Annotated in this window: 13 protein-coding genes; 6 read left to right on the forward strand and 7 right to left on the reverse strand. The window is 38.7% G+C overall.

Features of this window, described 5'->3' with window-relative positions; translation table 11 throughout:
- Positions 1 to 36: 36 nt before the first annotated feature.
- From BFL47_RS07490 to BFL47_RS07505, 4 genes are all read right to left on the reverse strand, one after another.
- Complete coding sequence (locus tag BFL47_RS07490) at positions 37 to 300, reverse strand: hypothetical protein (protein ID WP_069659186.1); 264 nt, start codon at positions 298 to 300, stop codon at positions 37 to 39.
- Between the two features lie 53 nt (positions 301 to 353).
- Positions 354 to 1,358: an NAD(P)H-dependent glycerol-3-phosphate dehydrogenase gene (locus tag BFL47_RS07495; RefSeq protein WP_069659187.1), complete on the reverse strand. Its 1,005-nt coding sequence runs from the start codon at positions 1,356 to 1,358 to the stop codon at positions 354 to 356.
- A 159-nt stretch (positions 1,359 to 1,517) separates the two neighbouring features.
- Complete coding sequence (locus BFL47_RS07500; protein ID WP_069659188.1) at positions 1,518 to 2,858, reverse strand: efflux RND transporter periplasmic adaptor subunit; 1,341 nt, start codon at positions 2,856 to 2,858, stop codon at positions 1,518 to 1,520.
- A gap of 18 nt (positions 2,859 to 2,876) precedes the next feature.
- Positions 2,877 to 4,325: a TolC family protein gene (locus tag BFL47_RS07505; RefSeq protein WP_069659189.1), complete on the reverse strand. Its 1,449-nt coding sequence runs from the start codon at positions 4,323 to 4,325 to the stop codon at positions 2,877 to 2,879.
- Positions 4,326 to 4,370: 45 nt separating this feature from the next.
- Here BFL47_RS07505 and BFL47_RS07510 point away from each other — a divergent pair, with 45 nt between their 5' ends.
- Both BFL47_RS07510 and BFL47_RS07515 read left to right on the forward strand, forming a co-directional pair.
- A complete protein-coding gene (locus BFL47_RS07510; RefSeq protein WP_069659190.1) occupies positions 4,371 to 4,988 on the forward strand; it encodes a polysaccharide deacetylase family protein in 618 nt (205 codons plus the stop codon).
- 250 nt (positions 4,989 to 5,238) lie between these two features.
- Entirely contained in the window at positions 5,239 to 7,497 is a 2,259-nt protein-coding gene (locus BFL47_RS07515; protein ID WP_069659191.1) for an aconitate hydratase, read from the forward strand.
- A gap of 112 nt (positions 7,498 to 7,609) precedes the next feature.
- On the opposite strand, the gene sucD is transcribed toward BFL47_RS07515, so the two are convergent.
- Entirely contained in the window at positions 7,610 to 8,488 is an 879-nt protein-coding gene (gene sucD / locus BFL47_RS07520) for a succinate--CoA ligase subunit alpha (RefSeq protein WP_069659192.1), read from the reverse strand.
- Positions 8,489 to 8,547: 59 nt separating this feature from the next.
- A complete protein-coding gene (locus BFL47_RS07525; protein WP_069659193.1) occupies positions 8,548 to 10,323 on the reverse strand; it encodes an ABC transporter ATP-binding protein in 1,776 nt (591 codons plus the stop codon).
- A 374-nt stretch (positions 10,324 to 10,697) separates the two neighbouring features.
- Between BFL47_RS07525 and BFL47_RS07530 the strand changes: the two genes are divergently transcribed.
- The 4 genes from BFL47_RS07530 to BFL47_RS07545 all read left to right on the forward strand — a co-directional run bounded on the left by BFL47_RS07530 (position 10,698) and on the right by BFL47_RS07545 (position 14,686).
- Positions 10,698 to 11,897 (forward strand): porin, encoded by a 1,200-nt coding sequence (locus BFL47_RS07530; RefSeq protein WP_069659194.1) that lies wholly within the window; start codon positions 10,698 to 10,700, stop codon positions 11,895 to 11,897.
- Positions 11,898 to 11,988: 91 nt separating this feature from the next.
- Positions 11,989 to 12,315 (forward strand): hypothetical protein, encoded by a 327-nt coding sequence (locus BFL47_RS07535; RefSeq protein WP_069659195.1) that lies wholly within the window; start codon positions 11,989 to 11,991, stop codon positions 12,313 to 12,315.
- 88 nt (positions 12,316 to 12,403) lie between these two features.
- Entirely contained in the window at positions 12,404 to 13,978 is a 1,575-nt protein-coding gene (locus tag BFL47_RS07540) for a SulP family inorganic anion transporter (RefSeq protein ID WP_069659196.1), read from the forward strand.
- Positions 13,979 to 13,990: 12 nt separating this feature from the next.
- The gene (locus BFL47_RS07545) at positions 13,991 to 14,686 is read left to right on the forward strand and encodes a carbonic anhydrase (RefSeq protein ID WP_069659197.1); all 696 of its coding nucleotides are present in this window, start codon (positions 13,991 to 13,993) and stop codon (positions 14,684 to 14,686) included.
- A gap of 121 nt (positions 14,687 to 14,807) precedes the next feature.
- Here BFL47_RS07545 and gcvP read toward each other — a convergent pair whose 3' ends face one another.
- Positions 14,808 to 17,687 carry an aminomethyl-transferring glycine dehydrogenase gene (gene gcvP, locus BFL47_RS07550; RefSeq protein ID WP_069659198.1) on the reverse strand — a complete coding sequence of 960 codons (2,880 nt, stop codon included), beginning with the start codon at positions 17,685 to 17,687 and terminating at the stop codon, positions 14,808 to 14,810.
- Positions 17,688 to 17,722: the final 35 nt, after the last annotated feature.

Genomic DNA, 17,722 nt, shown 5'->3' on the forward strand with positions numbered 1-17,722 from the left:
AATTAACGGTCTTTTTTTATGTTCAATATTTTTTAGCTAATCCGTCAGATAGATGCGTTTGCCAGCAAGGTTTTCATAGAACTGACGATCGTACATATCGATGTAGATGTCTTCGCCATTTGGACCTTTGGCATTGTTCAGGAGGTTATCTTTTAGTCTATTGCCGTATCTAATGAGACGGTTCCCTATTCCCTTAGCTGAATTCAGCAATTCGTCAGTCTCGTCTTTTTTGAGAATAAGAGCAACTATTGTAGCTGCTGCTGCTCCTGCAACTACTCCCCAAATGATCATATTTTTCATGGCTGTATTATTTTTTGAATTAACAATACAGTCCCTTGTAAGTTTGATAAAAATTAGGAAAGTTGATCTGCCAGCAATTTCATCTCAATAGAAGGAGAATGACCCTCGTATAAAATTGCATAAACTGCTCTGCAAATAGGCATGTTTACTTTAAATTGCTTGTTGATATAATGTAATGATTTTGATGCATAATAGCCTTCAGCAACCATATTCATCTCCAATTGGGCCGAACGTACATTATACCCTTTGCCAATCATATTTCCGAATGTTCTATTTCTACTGAACTGAGAATAGGCAGTAACTAATAAGTCGCCCAAATAAGCTGACTCTTTAATATCGCGGTCAATAGGATGTACTATATCTACAAAACGACTTATTTCCCTTATTGCGTTTGAGATAAGAACGGATTGAAAATTATCACCATAACCTACACCATGACAAATTCCACTAGCCACAGCATAGATGTTTTTTAGTACAGCAGCATACTCTGTTCCATAAATATCATCAGATATATTCGTTTTAATGTATCGTGTATTTATAAGAGCTGCAAATTGAGTAGCTAATTCACAATTGGGCGAGGCGACAGTTAAATAGGATAATTTCTCTAGTGCCACTTCTTCTGCATGACAAGGACCGCTTAGAACGATGATATCCTCAAAAGGAACCTCAAATGTTTTGTTAATAAATTCTCCCACAATCATATTTTCTTCCGGAACAAAACCTTTTATTGCAGAGATAACCTTTTTTCCTTTGAAGCTGGATGGTGATAAGCAGGAAAGGGCATTTTTTAAAAAGGCAGCGGGGATATTTAACAGGATGATTTCACATTTAGATACAATATTGTTTAAATCATTGCTGATATTTTCAGTCGGAACTTTAATTTCAACTGAGCTTAAATAACTTGCGTTATGCTTGTATGTTTTTATATATTGGATATTTTCCTTGTCCCGCATCCACCAGAATATTTCTTTCGGACTGTGATTATCGGATAGCATTTTAATGTTTGCTGTTGCCCAGCTTCCTCCTCCGATAACTGCTATTTTTATAATTTGATCCATAATTGATATACACGCAAGTTTACGAATTATTAGGTATAACTGTAAGCCCTGGTGTTAAAGAAAAAGGTACTGTTTCTTTGGAAACAGTACCTTTTTCTTATTGATCAGCTGAAAATCCAGGTAATTAATAAATATTGAATTAGTATATAGGGGATAAAATTACTTTTTAGCCTCTCCTTCAAATAATTTATCTTTGCCTACCTTCTCAACAACTATACTATCCTTTAATGTTTTAGATATAGCACTAAAAGGCGCAGAGACAATTTCTTCATTTCCTTTAAGTCCGGACAATACCTGTATGTAGGTGTCATTCTGAATACCTGTGGTAACAGCAATCTGTCTTACCAGGCCATTTTTATAAACAAACACATATTCTTTCACATCCGGCTTGTCTTTATCTTTTTTAGCAGTCTTACTGGCATTCATATTTACATCTTCCCTGGTAGTGACCGATTGGATCGGTACGGCAGTCCCCGATGCTTTTTTTGTTTGAATATCAACAGTAGCTGATAATCCTGGGAGAAAAGGAGATTTCTCTTTATCCCTGTTTCTCATGTATGAAGCGTAAGATTCGGGCAGGATCCTAATTTTAACACTAAAATTAGTCACCTGGTCTGTGCTTTCACCAACAACATTTGCTGAGCTTGCGATCTCAGTTACCTTTCCCTGAAATTTCTTTTCTTGAAAAGCGTCGACTTCTATATCTGCAAGGTTGCCAATGGCGACACGGTTAATGTCGTTTTCATTCACATTCACATTTACTTCCATGGAGTTGAGATTAGAAATACGCATGATTTCTGTACCGGCCATTTGGGCAGTACCAACAACCCTTTCCCCAAGTTCTACAGATAGTTTGGACACCACACCATCTACAGGAGCATAAATAATGGTACGATCAAGATTGTCAGCAGCCTCTTTAACTACAGCTTGGGACTGTTCAACACCATATTTTGATCCAATAATATTTTGTTTTAATGCTTCCAGATTAGCTTTAGCACTTTGGTACTCAGCTAATGCTACATCATTTTCAGCCGCAGAAAGTACTTTTTGTTTATATAACTCAACACTCCTTTTATAACTCGCCTGGGTGTTTCTAAAAGTAGCTTCAGCTTGTAAAAGTTGTTGTTGGGCTCCTGCTAGAGAGGCACGCTGTGTATTAAGCGATGCAACTGCCCGATTGTAACCTGATTGCAAAATATCCGGTCTGATCTTACATAAAAGCTTTCCCTTCTTTACAACATCACCTTCCTTTACTTCAAGTTCCACTATTTCACCCGATACTTCAGAGCTTAATTTAACTTCAATTTCAGCTTGTACTTTTCCACTCGCTGATACTGTTTCGGTAATATTTCTTTTTTGCACCTTTTCCGTTGCAACCATTGTCTTATCACCAGATCCGATCCACCCCATTTTAAAAGCAATTCCTAACACAATGATTAATAGGACAACGCCAATTATTACAAACTTGAGGGTGTTTTTTTTCTTTTTTTTCTGTTCCATTTTTATGGCGTTTCTATCTTAAAATGTTAGTGGTTTACCCAGGTAAAAATCTATAATTTTATTTCTAAAGATCAGATCATATCGTGCCTGAATGACATCAAATTCTTTTTGATTGAGATCTGTTTGAGCTTGATTGAAGTCTAAAGAATTAACCAGTCCTACTCCATATCTCTTACTGATGGCATCAAAAGCCGCTTTGGAAGATTCGAAGGCACTGTTAGCTGATTTAAACCTACTATCTGCAGCCCTAAGATCCGTTACTGCCTGATAAATAATCTTATTGAAATTATTCCTGGCAAGCTGTTCTGTTACTTGTGCATTTTGATACGTGATTTTTGCTCTCCGTACGTTAATACGGGCAGAATAGCTGTTGAAAATAGGAATACTGAGTGTGAATCCGAGCGCTTGATTGAAATTTTCATTCAACTGATCATTGAAGTTTGTTCGCTCAAATGTATTATTGAATTCAGGAGTTAGTATCCTTTGATTCGTTCCTTCCAGAAAGCCGATTACTGTATTTTGGCCGGTTAACTCAGTGCTTACCAGGTGTTGCCGGTTGTTAGAATAGCCTGATCCCAGACTTCCCTGAAAGGTAAGGCGGGGATATAAAGCTGCTTTAGCCACATCAACAGACTTAAAAGCAGCAAGAGAGCGATTCTTAGCCAGTTGAATATCCGGATAATTGTCAGCCGCTTTAGTGTAAATTTCCGCGGCAGCATAATTGGAGTTAATATCTCCTATTTGATCGATAACTGGCTTTTCTACACTAAAATCTTGTGCAGGATCCCTTTCCATTAGCTGAGCAAGATTAAGCTTGGCTATATCAAGTTGATTTTTTGCATTGGTTACATTCAATTCAGCTGTAGCAAATTGTGCTTTAGCCTGCGAAAGATCTGCCAGCGTTTTACTGCCTACCTTAAACTGTTTGTCTTCTCTGTCCAGTTGCAACTGTGATAGCTGCAATTGTTGAATTGATGCCTTAAGTAAATCTTCATAACTCAATACCTGCAGGTAAGTGGTAACAACTGTAAGGGAAAGATCGTTCTTGATTTTTCGCGTATTACTTTTATCGGCCTCTAACTGATATTTAAATTGTGATATTTGATGCCATAACCTGAAACCCTGGAAAATGGGCACTGAAGTGCTAAGTGATCCATTTGAATTGGTGGTTTTCTGATTGACGAACTGATAAGTCAAAGGGTCTACATTTCGTCCAAAGTTAAAATTTAGATTTGCTCCTCCATTTAAAGTAGGATAAAAATATAACTTTGATTCAATCAAATCCTCTTTTGATAAAGATTCACTGAGCTGAGCTTGCTTGATTTGTAAATTGTTTTTTAATGTAAGGTCTACGGCCTGTTCCAGTGTAATCTTTTCCTGGGCGTCGGCAATACCTGAAATAAGCAAACAACATGCAAATGCAAGTGTAGTTATAGGGTGGTTATAGGATTTTTTTTTGATGGTCATTCCTCAACTAATAAATTTGTAGTATTGCACGTATCCTAACATAATATGTATCTCGTTAAAACTCCTGCCTGGCTAAGATTAATCTATCCTTCTCTAATGTGGAGGAAGTTAAACGATTCAAATAAAATATATATCACCTTTGACGATGGTCCTATTCCCATTGTTACACCTTTTGTTATAAAAACGCTAAAATTATATAAAGCTCCTGCTACGTTTTTCTGTATAGGTGATAATATACGTAAGCATCCTGAAGTATTTCAGCAGTTGCTTGATGAAGGATATAGTATCGGAAATCATACCTTTAGTCATTTAAAGGGCTGGATCACAGATGATGAGGTGTATCTCCAAAATATAAAGAAATGCAACCTATTAGTGAAATCTAACCTGTTCAGGCCTCCTTATGGGAAGATAAAAAGGTCGCAGATTGAACTATTGAAAAAAGAATATCCGGATTTAAACATTGTGATGTGGGATATCCTAACGGGTGATTTTGACGAGAACCTAAGTCCCGAAACCTGCCTCAAAAGAGTGCTACACGCTACCCGACCGGGATCTATTATTGTTTTTCATGATAGTTTGAAAGCTTTGGAGCGACTGCAATATGTACTCCCCCGAGCACTTGAATATTGGTCCCAAAAAGGGTATCAATTTGAAAAGCTCTAAAATAATGGCAGTATGGACATGCTAACTGGGTTGTTTCTATTGAGGTACCAATTTAAAAAACTCTAAAAGGAACACTTATTGCCGTATAATCCAAAGAATCAGCTCTAAATATTTCTGTTAACAAGAACTTTTCCAAATAATAATTGTCCTATCTGGATGGGTGACCTGTCATCCATTTTTTGTAATTTCGCAAGAGCTCAACTCAATGGAGTTGAGTTTTAAATGTAAACCCCTTAATAATAAACTCACAATGGCATTTGATATAGAAATGATCCAGAAGGTTTACAGCAATTTGGAAAGCCGTATTGAAGCTGCCAAAAAAGTTGTTGGAAAACCCCTTACCCTAACAGAAAAAATTCTTTATTCGCATCTATGGAGTGGTAATGCCGAAGAAGCTTACGGTCGCGGTACCTCTTACGTGGATTTTGCACCTGACCGTGTAGCCATGCAAGACGCAACTGCTCAAATGGCTTTGTTGCAATTTATGCAAGCTGGCAGGCCTCAGGTTGCAGTTCCTTCTACTGTGCACTGCGACCATTTGATCCAGGCAAAAATAGGAGCTACAGAAGATTTAGAAATTGCGAACAATACGAACAAAGAAGTTTACGACTTCCTTTCTTCGGTATGTAATAAATATGGACTTGGTTTTTGGAAGCCAGGAGCAGGGATCATTCATCAGGTAGTATTAGAAAACTACGCTTTCCCTGGTGGATTGATGATTGGTACTGATTCGCATACCCCTAATGCAGGTGGATTAGGCATGATTGCTATAGGTGTTGGTGGTGCTGATGCTTGTGATGTTATGGCTGGCTTCGCCTGGGAGCTTAAGTTCCCTAAACTGATCGGTGTTAAATTAACCGGTAAGTTGTCAGGCTGGGCATCTGCTAAAGATGTTATCCTGAAAGTTGCTGGTGTGTTAACCGTTAAAGGCGGTACAGGTTGTATCGTTGAATACTTTGGAGAAGGAGCACGTTCTTTGTCTGCAACCGGTAAAGCGACCATCTGCAATATGGGAGCTGAAATTGGTGCTACAACATCTGTTTTTGGATACGATAAAAAAGCGGAAATTTATCTGCGCGGAACAGGAAGGGCAGAAATTGCCGATCTTGCTAACCAGGTAAGCGCCCATTTAACAGGTGATGATGAAGTGTATGCTAACCCTGAGCTTTATTTCGATCAGGTAATAGAAATTGACCTCGACACACTTGAACCTCATATTAACGGCCCTTTTACTCCCGATTTAGCATGGCCTATTTCTCAGTTTGCAGCAGCAGTTAAAGAACATAACTGGCCGGCAAAACTTGAAGTTGGTTTGATCGGTTCTTGTACCAACTCTTCTTACGAAGATATTACAAGGGCAGCATCTCTAGCTCAACAAGCGGTAGACAAACACCTGATTGCAAAAGCAGAATATACAGTAACTCCTGGATCGGAATTAGTGAGATATACCGTAGAGCGCGATGGTTATCTGGATACATTTGAAAAGATTGGCGGTGTAGTATTAGCCAATGCATGTGGTCCTTGTATAGGTCAATGGGCTCGTCATACTGATGATCCTACCCGCAGAAACTCCATTATAACCTCATTTAACAGGAACTTCGCCAAACGAAATGATGGTAATCCCAATACACATGCTTTTGTAGCATCTCCTGAAATCGTAACAGCTTTGGCTATTGCGGGAGACCTGACATTTAATCCGCTAACAGATTTTCTGATTAATGAAAATGGTGAATCAGTTAAACTGGAAGAACCTCAAGGTATAGAAATGCCAATTAAGGGATTTGCAGTGGAAGATGCAGGTTACCAGGAACCAGCTGAAGATGGTACTGCTGTTGAAGTACTTGTTGATGAAAAATCCAGCAGACTGCAACTTCTTGCACCTTTCCCTGCTTGGGAAGGCGTTGATCTTAAAGGGCTGAAATTATTAATTAAAGCAAAAGGCAAGTGTACTACCGACCATATCTCTATGGCAGGACCTTGGTTGAAATTCAGAGGACACATTGACAATATTTCTAATAATATGTTGATCGGTGCGATGAATTACTATACAGATCAAACCGATTCAGTCAAGAATCAACTGACTGGCGTATATGGTCCTGTTCCAGCTACTCAACGTGCTTATAAAGCAGCAGGTATTGGAACAATTGTAGTTGGTGATGAAAACTATGGAGAGGGATCTTCACGTGAACACGCTGCTATGGAGCCCCGTCATTTAGGAGTTCGGGTTATATTGGTTAAATCTTTTGCCCGAATCCACGAAACAAATCTTAAAAAACAAGGAATGCTGGGTATCACGTTTGATGACCCTGCAGATTATAATAAGGTTCAGGAAAATGATGTAATTGACATTGAGGGATTGACTTCTTTTGCTCCTGAAAAACAACTTCATGTTGTACTTCACCATGGTGATGGAAAGTCTGAGTCTTTTGCTGTTAACCATACCTACAATCAACAACAGATTGAATGGTTTAAAGCTGGTGCTGCGCTGAATATCATAAGGATGAAATAAGAGGTTTAGAATCTTCAGTTAATTCAATAATATAAAAGTCCCGGTCAATTGACTGGGACTTTTATATTATATAGCTAATTGAAGATTATTATCCAGCTATTGAAAAATTACCTTAGCCTAGCTTAGCTAGTTCTTCAGCCATTGCAGCACCTATTTCAGCAGGTGATTCCACTACGCGGATCCCACATTCTGTCATAATACGCATTTTAGCAGCAGCTGTATCATCAGCACCACCTACTATTGCACCCGCATGGCCCATTCTACGTCCCGCAGGGGCAGTCTGACCAGCAATGAACCCAACAACAGGTTTAGTGCCATTTTCTTTAATCCACAGAGCCGCTTCAGCTTCCATTCCGCCACCAATTTCACCAATCATGACGATTCCTTTTGTTTCCGGATCTTCCATGAGCAGTTTAACCGCTTCAACAGTCGGTGTACCTATGATCGGATCTCCACCAATACCAATAGCAGTGGTGATCCCTAATCCTGATTTGACAACCTGATCTACTGCTTCATAAGTCAATGTCCCTGATTTAGAAACAATGCCAATTGAGCCTTTTTTGAAGATAAATCCTGGCATAATACCAATCTTTGCTTCGTCAGCTGTTATTATTCCCGGGCAGTTTGGACCAATAAGGCGACAATCTTTACCCGATATATATTCCTTAACAAGGATCATATCTTTCGTAGGAATACCTTCCGTTATACAAACGATAACTTTAATACCTGCTTCAGCTGCTTCTAAAATAGCGTCGCCTGCAAAAGCAGGAGGCACAAATATGATAGATACATCAGCACCAGTCTTTTCAACTGCCTCTTTAACAGTGTTGAATACAGGTCGGTCCAGATGGGTTTGTCCTCCTTTTCCTGGAGTAACACCACCTACAACCTGTGTTCCGTACTCAATCATTTGGGTCGCATGATAAGTACCTTCATTTCCGGTGAAGCCCTGAACAATAACTTTGGAATTCTTATTAACTAATACACTCATTGGTCGGATTTTAAGATATGCAAAACTAAGAGATTAGCTTAATAAGCCAAACCTTTTTGTCAGCTTACCGTAGATTTTTCAATTCCGGCCGAATTAAACTGCAGATCGAACAACCGTTTGTAGAATCCATTGAGCTGTAAAAGTTCCTGATGGGACCCGATTTCCTGAATCTCTCCCTGATCAAGCACAATGATTTTATCGGCATTCTGCACCGTAGACAGCCTATGCGCAATCACAATAGAGGTACGACCTTTCACAAGCCGCTGTAGTGTAGATTGAATTAGTAACTCGGTTTCTGTATCTACTGATGATGTTGCTTCATCTAAAACCAGAATTTTAGGATTGTAAATTAAAGCACGGATAAAAGAGATGAGCTGCGCCTGACCGGCAGAAAGCGTGGAACCCCGTTCCATTACGTTATAATCATACCCACCAGGTAGTCGCTCAATGAATTCATGGGCTCCTGCCTCTTTAGCAGCTTCAATTACATCTGCTTTCTGGATATTGGGGTCTCCCAAAGTAATGTTATTTTCAATCGTATCCGTAAAAAGGAAAACATCCTGAATAACAGTGGCTATTTTTGAACGGAGATAAGGTAAGGAGTAATCTCTGATATCATGGTCATCAATTTTAATACTTCCTTTTCCTATGCTATAAAACCTATTCAGTATATTAATAATGGACGATTTGCCTGCGCCGGTAGCACCCACAATAGCTAACGTTTCGCCTGGTTTTACTTTAAAACTGACATCTTTCAGAACCCATTTCTCTTCGGTATAGGCAAACCAGACATGCTCAAAGGATATAGACCCGGTAAAAATCTCCGGACTGTAGTCGCCTGTATTTACTTCCTCCTCCTTGCTGTCCAACAAAGTAAATACACGTTCGGCTCCAACCATACCCATTTGAAGAGTGTTAAATTTATCTGCCAATTCACGTATGGGTCGGTACAATAAATTAATATACATGATAAAAGAAACGATCACACCCGGAGACAGGTTGTTTTCTATAATAGACTTCGATCCATACCATACCAGCAAACCAATGGAAAGTGACGATATCACTTCTACAACAGGAAAAAATATGGAATAATACCAGTTTGACCTGATGTTTGCATCTCTGTGTTTAGCGTTAATCTTCTTAAACTTGTGCATCTCCTGGTTTTCACGGGCAAAATATTTTATAATGCTCATCCCGGTAATATGTTCCTGCAAAAAGGTATTCAAGTTACTTACCTGACTGCGGACATCCTGAAAAGCCGATTTTATAGCTTCTTTAAATACATAAGTAGCTAACATCAGCAAAGGCATCGGGGCCAATACAATGAGGGTCAGTTTCCAGTCCACGTAAAGCATTACTCCAATGATGGCAAATACTTGCAGGATATCTCCAACAATGACAATCAGTCCTTCCGAAAATATATCAGCAATGGTTTCCAGGTCAGAAACAGTACGTGTGATCAGTTGCCCGATAGGAGTACGGTCAAAAAAACGAAGTTTAAGTTTGGTGATATGATTAAATACATGAATCCTTAAATCGCGGATAGTAGACTGTCCAAGTACGTTGGTTAAATAAGTATGAAAATATTGAATAATCGTTTGCAAAATGAGCAGAACGATCAGTATAATAGTCATGAAAACTAATCCCTGAAAATCATTTTCAAATACATAATGATCGAGTGTATATTGAATAAGAAAGGGGCGGAGTGGAGCCACTATGGCCAGAAGTACAGTTAACACCACACACCATACGAACATCTTATGGTAAGGTTTGATATAGAGGTATATCCTTTTTAATAAATTTATATCATATGCTTTTCCGCTAATCTTCGCCATCCATCAATTTTTTCATTGCAAAATTACAATTTTTAGAGTCAACACTATATTAAGACAACTGGGAATTAATTTAAAAAATTCCTGTTCTGCGGTATAGACAGAAGAAAAGATAAAAGAAAAGGTTATTCCTGTTAACTAATGCATAAAAATAGAAGATTTAAATTTCACCCTATCCCCACTTAAGTCATATCCTTGTGGAGAAGCTGCGGAGAAGCTGGGTAGAAAGTGAAGAGGAATTGCACTCTAGTTATATGCCAGCTAATTCTATTTTTAACCGTAATACAGATAGGATTAATTGCTTAACATGAATTTAACATTTAGTCTGATAATGTTAAGTAATCTTAATAGTTTTACTTTTTTAAGATTAACTAATAATGCCACAGATTAAGCATACCTTCTTATCCTTTTTATTTTTATTTATTACCCATAGTGTCCTTGCCCAAGGTGAAGTGGATGAACGTCCAATGCTTTTCAAAATGAAAGGGTTAGAAGTAGTAACCAAAGATTCCTCTTTCTATGCCAACTTTCGTTTTAGAATGCAAAACAGAATGGGTTTTTATACAAAAGGTGGCGATGATTTGGGTATCTCAGAGTGGGATGCACGGGTAAGGCGCCTCCGCCTACGGGTAGACGGCTATGTGCTGAGTCCTAAAATTGGTTATAGTATTCAACTTGCATTCACAAGAAGTGATCAGGACTTTGACAATACCGGGATTGCTAATATTGTTCGTGATGCCGTGGTCTTTTATCACTTTACTGATAAATTCTATATCGCTTTCGGGCAGAATAAGCTTCCCGGAAACAGACAGAGGGTGAATTCATCAGGACAGCTACAGTTTGTTGACCGATCAATAGTGAATGGGATCTTTACAGTCGATCGTGATTTCGGCCTTAAGGCCTATTACAACAATACGATTGCCGATATGCCTTACCGTGTCAAAGCGGCAATTACAACAGGCGAAGGCCGTAGTGTAAATGGCACAGACAATGGATTGGCTTACACCGGAAGAGTAGAGATTCTTCCTTTGGGCCTGTTTAAAAATGATGGTGACTATTCTGAGGGTGACTTGGAAAGAGAGGAAACTCCCAAACTAGCAATAGGAGGAGGGTACAGTTATAATGTAAAAACAAATCGTACCGGTGGCCAGTTAGGCAAAGAATTATATGCTCAAAGGGATATGGGAACGGCAATATTCGATATAATCTTCAAATATAATGGCTGGGCCTACCAATCTGAATTTCTTAAACGCAGATCAGTTAACCCCCTTACCTTCAATACAGCAAATGATGTTAGGTATGTATATGCAGGTTGGGGAAATAATAATCAGGTCTCCTACTTGTTTAAAAATAATATTGAAACCGCATTCCGGTATTCCATTGTTCAGCCTGAACATCAAACCTCTATATATGAAAATAGAAAGGAAGTGGCCGAAGCAGGTTTATCTAAATACTTTAGAAATCATCGTATCAAAGCACAATTTAACTTAAATTATAATACGGAAGAAGGTGATTGGAACATCCACAATACGAATAATTATTGGGGTGCCTTATTTCAGGTTGAACTAGGAATCTAAGTTTCATATATAATTTAAGTGTAATTTCCTCGTTGATAACGATAAAACTAAAAGCTATTTTGTTAGTTTTGCTGTAGATGTTATCACACACATGAGAAAAGCACTTGCCAAAAGACTCTTCAGCATATTTTTCTTGTCTATCTTTCTAAGTAAGATGGTGATTTCCATCGCACCCCTGATTATTGCTCATCTTGATTCAAAAAGCGTGAATAGTGTGATCATGCAACTGGAGATAGAGCATCCTAAATCAGTAGATGTTAAGGACTCCGCAATAAAAGAGTTTTTAAATCTTCACACGTTAAGCATTACGCCATTAAATCCTTTATTGATTTTAATGCCTGTTATTGTGATATCTGATCATGATAAACATATTAGGTCCTTCTATCCTGTTGTACCTACCCCTCCTCCAAACGTTTAATTTTTGCAGTTATCCTATATCAGCCATTCTGATATAAATTTTGTTAATAAATACAAATTTACCTTCTTAAACTTAAGCAGATCAAATTATGCCTGCATCAAAGATTTTTGCGAGATATTTATCGCCTAAAAATTTAAAAAAAGACCTTCCCGCAAGCTTAGTTGTCTTTCTGGTTGCATTGCCTTTGTGTTTGGGTATTGCCCTTGCATCCGGAGCGCCACTATTTGCCGGTTTATTAACCGGTATTATAGGTGGAATTATTGTTTCTACCGTAAGTGGATCTCAATTAAGCGTGAGCGGTCCGGCTGCTGGCCTAACTGTAATTGTATTCACTGCAATAGCCCAGTTGCAAAGTTTCGACATTTTCTTGCTGGCCGTAGTGCTAGCAGGCATTATTCAGATAATATTAGGTCTTGTAAAAGCCGGTACAATTGCCAGCTATTTCCCTTCATCTGTAATTGAAGGGATGCTAGCAGCTATCGGAATTATTCTTATTCTAAAACAACTTCCCCATGCAGTAGGGTATGATAATGATTTTGAAGGTAATGAGAGTTTTGTAGCTGGGGCTAATAATACCTTCTCTGCGTTAAGTGAGGCGTTAAGCCGGATTAGCTATGGTGCTGTCATTATTAGTCTTATTTCTTTAGCTGTATTGATTTATTGGCCTAAGGTAAAAAAGGTAAACAGTATTCCCGCCCCTTTAATCGTTGTGATTGTTGGGATCGTTTTAAATATCGTATTCAGTGGAACTTCTTTATCCATCCAAGCTGAACACCTGGTGCGAGTTCCCGTTGTTGAGTCATTCGGTCAATTTACAAGCTTATTTGTAACACCTGATTTTAGTCAGATTACTAACCCTCTTGTATGGACAGTGGCTTTTACAATTGCAATAGTGGCCAGTTTAGAGTCATTGCTAAGTTTAGAAGCTGTTGATAAAATTGACCCCTATAAAAGGGTGTCTCCAACCAACCGTGAACTTATTGCCCAAGGAATAGGAAATATGGCATCTGGATTAATAGGTGGATTGCCTCTTACAGCAGTAATCGTTCGCTCTTCAGCAAATGTAAATTCGGGAGGTAAGACCAAAATGAGTAGTTTTTTCCATGGTATTTGGTTGCTAGCATCGCTGCTTCTGATTCCCGGAATAATCAACAGTATCCCACTGTCTTGTCTGGCAGCCGTGTTATTGTTCACTGGTTACAAACTAGCAAACGTTCACCTCTTTAAGAAAATGTGGAAAGAGGGAAAGTCTCAGTTTATACCTTTTATAGTAACTATCGTAGCCGTTGTGTTTACCGATTTACTTAAAGGCGTAGCCATAGGGATGGTTATCGGGATCTTTTATATTCTTCGTAATAATATGCGCAATCCATATTTTTATACCATAAGCAGGGAAGGGGATAAGAAAATAATCCATATTAAACTTTCGGAGGAGGTATCTTTCCTGAATAAAGCAGCAATCTCATATACTTTAAACAATTTACCTAAGGAATCAGACGTTATTATTGACGGAACAAATTCCAGATATATCGATCCTGATGTACTCGAAGTTATTCACAACTTCAAGCATTCTGCTTATTCAAAAGCAATAATTGTAAGGCTCATTAATGTCAAAAAACAATATGACATTCCACAATTAAAAGATCTGATTTTTAAACCCTAGAATTAAAAAACCATGACAAAAGAAAATAATGCAGTAGTATCAGATAATGAGCTACAGAATACACAAAGATACACATACGAGCAATTACTTGAGGGTAATAAAGTCTTTGTAGAAAATGAATTGAAACAAGATCCCGACTATTTTAAGAAATTGGCTGCCGGGCAGAACCCAAATGTACTATGGATAGGTTGTTCAGATAGTCGCGTTCCTGCAAATCAGGTTACCAACACTAAACCAGGTGATATATTTGTTCACCGTAATATAGCGAATGTATGCGTGCATTCAGACATGAATATGCTTAGCGTGTTGGATTATGCAGTGAATGTATTAAAGGTAAAACATGTTATTGTAGCTGGCCATTACGGATGCGGAGGAGTGGCTGCAGCGATGACCAATAGACAGTTTGGCTTGATTGATAACTGGCTAAGACATATAAAGGATGTTTACAGACTTCATTCCCATGAACTAGATCTAATTACAGATGATAAAACACGCGCCAATCGTCTGGTAGAATTAAACGTAATTGAACAAGTATTCAATTTATGTAAAACTACTATTGTGCAAAATGCATGGCGTGAAAGAACTGATTTGGAAATCCATGGTTGGGTTGTCGATATCAGTACCGGGTATGTCAAAGATATGCACGTAAGCTGCAGTAATTCAGATAATCTTGGTAAAGTATTTGCTCTTAATCAGAACGAAAATTGAAAGAAAAGCAAGCTGTTTAATAAAATAAGCTGGTAATATAAAATGAAATGCCCCCATAAAGTTAGAAACTTTATGGGGGCATTTCATTTTATATTACCAGCTTATTTAAAATTAAAGTTTTTTAAACACTAAGTTCAGCATAAGCCTCAATAGGAGGACATGAGCAGATTAATGTTCTGTCACCTTGAGTATCATTCACTCTACCTACAGCTGGCCAAAATTTATGTTCGGCTACATAAGGTAATGGAAATGCCGCTTTATGGCGACTATATGCCTTCTCCCATACATCAGCAGTAACAACCGACGCAGTATGAGGTGCATTTTTTAAGATGTTATCGTGTTTATCAGCACCATTCATAACCTCATCCACTTCAGCCCGAATAGCGATCATCGCATCACAAAAACGATCAAGCTCATGTTTGGGTTCTGATTCAGTAGGTTCAATCATCAACGTTCCAGCTACAGGAAAGGAGACCGTTGGCGCATGAAAACCATAGTCCATCAATCGTTTCGCTATATCAGTCACCTCAACACCATCATGCTTAAATGCCCTGCAATCTAAAATCATTTCATGAGCACATCTTCCCTGGCTACCGGAGTAAAGAACAGGGTAATAATTTTCCAATCGTGATTTAACATAGTTAGCGTTTAATATCGCATACCTTGTTGCATTTGTTAGTCCTTCAGTACCCATCATCGCAATATAGGCATGAGATATAAGAAGGATTGAAGCCGATCCCCAGGGAGCTGATGATACAGCTGAAATGGAATGCTCATTATTAATGTTTACTACCGAGTGTCCGGGTAAATAAGGTACAAGGTGTTTAGCTACACCAATTGGACCCACACCGGGGCCACCTCCACCATGAGGAATACAGAAGGTTTTATGCAGATTCAGATGGCAAACGTCGGCACCAATAGTAGCGGGACTAGTAAGTCCTACCTGAGCGTTCATATTTGCACCATCCATATAAACCTGGCCACCATTCTGATGAATGATACTACAGATCTCAATAATAGCCTCTTCAAAAACACCATGAGTAGAAGGATAAGTAACCATCAGTGCGCAAAGATTCTCTTTATATTGAATGGCCTTGGCATTCAGATCTTCGACATCTATATTTCCGTTCTCATCACACTTAACCACCACCACTTTCATTCCTGCCATAGAAGCAGAAGCAGGGTTAGTTCCATGCGCAGAAGCTGGGATCAGCACAATATTACGGTGACTCTCATTTCTATCCGCATGGTAAGCTCTGATCACCATTAATCCCGAATATTCACCCTGAGCGCCTGAATTAGGCTGAAGGCTCATTTCCGCAAAACCGGTAATCGCACATAACCACTCATTTAATTCGGAAATTACCTGCATATATCCACCAACCTGATCGGTGGGAGCAAAGGGATGAATTTTACTAAATTCTGCCCAGGTTACAGGAAGCATCTCGGTAGTCGCATTCAATTTCATTGTACATGATCCCAAAGGAATCATCGAATGACATAAGGAAAGATCCTTTGCTTCTAATGACTTGATATAGCGAAGCATCTCATGCTCTGCATGATGTGAATTAAATATAGGATGAGTGAGATAAGATGAACTTCTTTCCAGTGCAGAAGGAATAGCTGATACAATCTCCTTTTTCAGAAGATCAGGATTTGCATCATTCAGCTGTTTTCCTTTTACTTTGGCAAAGAACTTAACGATCATTTTTACATCCCCAAGAGATGTTGTTTCATCAATAGAAATGGTTACTTCAGAGCCATTGTAGGAAAAGTTAGACTCATTATTAATCGCTTCAGCATGAATTGAAGTACTCAGCTGACCCAGATCAAAACGTATAGTGTCGAAAAAGGAAATATTAAGTTGTTTATAATCCAGTTTTTCAAGCGATGCTGCAAGCAGTGTAGCCAAACTATGAATTCGTACCGCGATATTCTTAATTCCTGTAGGGCCATGATATACCGCATACATTCCTGCCATGATAGCAAGTAAAGCCTGAGCGGTACAAATATTGGATGATGCTTTATCTCTTCGGATATGCTGTTCCCTGGTTTGCAAAGCCATACGGAGCGCATAGTTGCCCGTGTTGTCAATCGTTACACCAATGATCCGTCCAGGGATGCTTCTTTTATATACATCCTTGGTGGCAAAGTATGCCGCATGCGGACCACCGAAGCCCATAGGTACACCAAAACGTTGAGTTGAACCAACTACCACATCAGCTCCCCATTCTCCCGGAGGAGTCAGGATAGCTAAACTCATGATATCAGCAACTACAGTTAGTTTAATATTCCGTTCATGAAGCTCAGCAGCAAAGTTAGTGTAGTCATAAATACAACCATTTCCTGCAGGATACTGAACAATTGCACCAAACATCATCTCGCTCAGCTCAATAGTTTCATGATTACCAATCACTAACTCAATTCCAAACGGTTTAGACCTGGTCTTCAGTACATCTATGGTTTGAGGAAAAAGATTTTCAGAGACAAAGAAGATATTAGCCTGTGGATTTTTACGTAAACCATATTGCATAAACATCGCTTCAGCTGCCGCAGTACCTTCATCAAGTAAAGATGCATTGGCAATTTCCATACCTGTAAGGTCAGCAACCATGGTTTGGAAATTCAATAAGGCCTGAAGGCGACCCTGAGATACCTCTGCCTGGTAAGGCGTGTATTGAGTATACCATCCTGGGTTTTCAAATATATTCCTTTGGATAACAGGAGGGGTGATTGTATCGTAATATCCTTTGCCTATAAAAGACTTAAATACTTTGTTTTTTGATGCAGTCCGCTTTAAATCATTGATATACTCAAATTCGCTCTTAGGTGCCGGAAGGTTCATTGGGACTTTAAGCCTGATCTGTTCCGGTACAGTCTGCTGAATAAGCTCATCCAGCGAGTTAACACCAATTGTAGCAAGCATTTCTGCTGTTCCTGTACCATCAGGGGCTATATGACGCGATTCAAATTTTTCTTTAAAATCAGTATTTAAATTCATGAAAATGAAGGATAAAAGACAATGCAAAGATAAGA

Source organism: Arcticibacter eurypsychrophilus (assembly GCF_001730525.1).
Taxonomy (GTDB): Bacteria; Bacteroidota; Bacteroidia; order Sphingobacteriales; family Sphingobacteriaceae; genus Arcticibacter; species Arcticibacter eurypsychrophilus.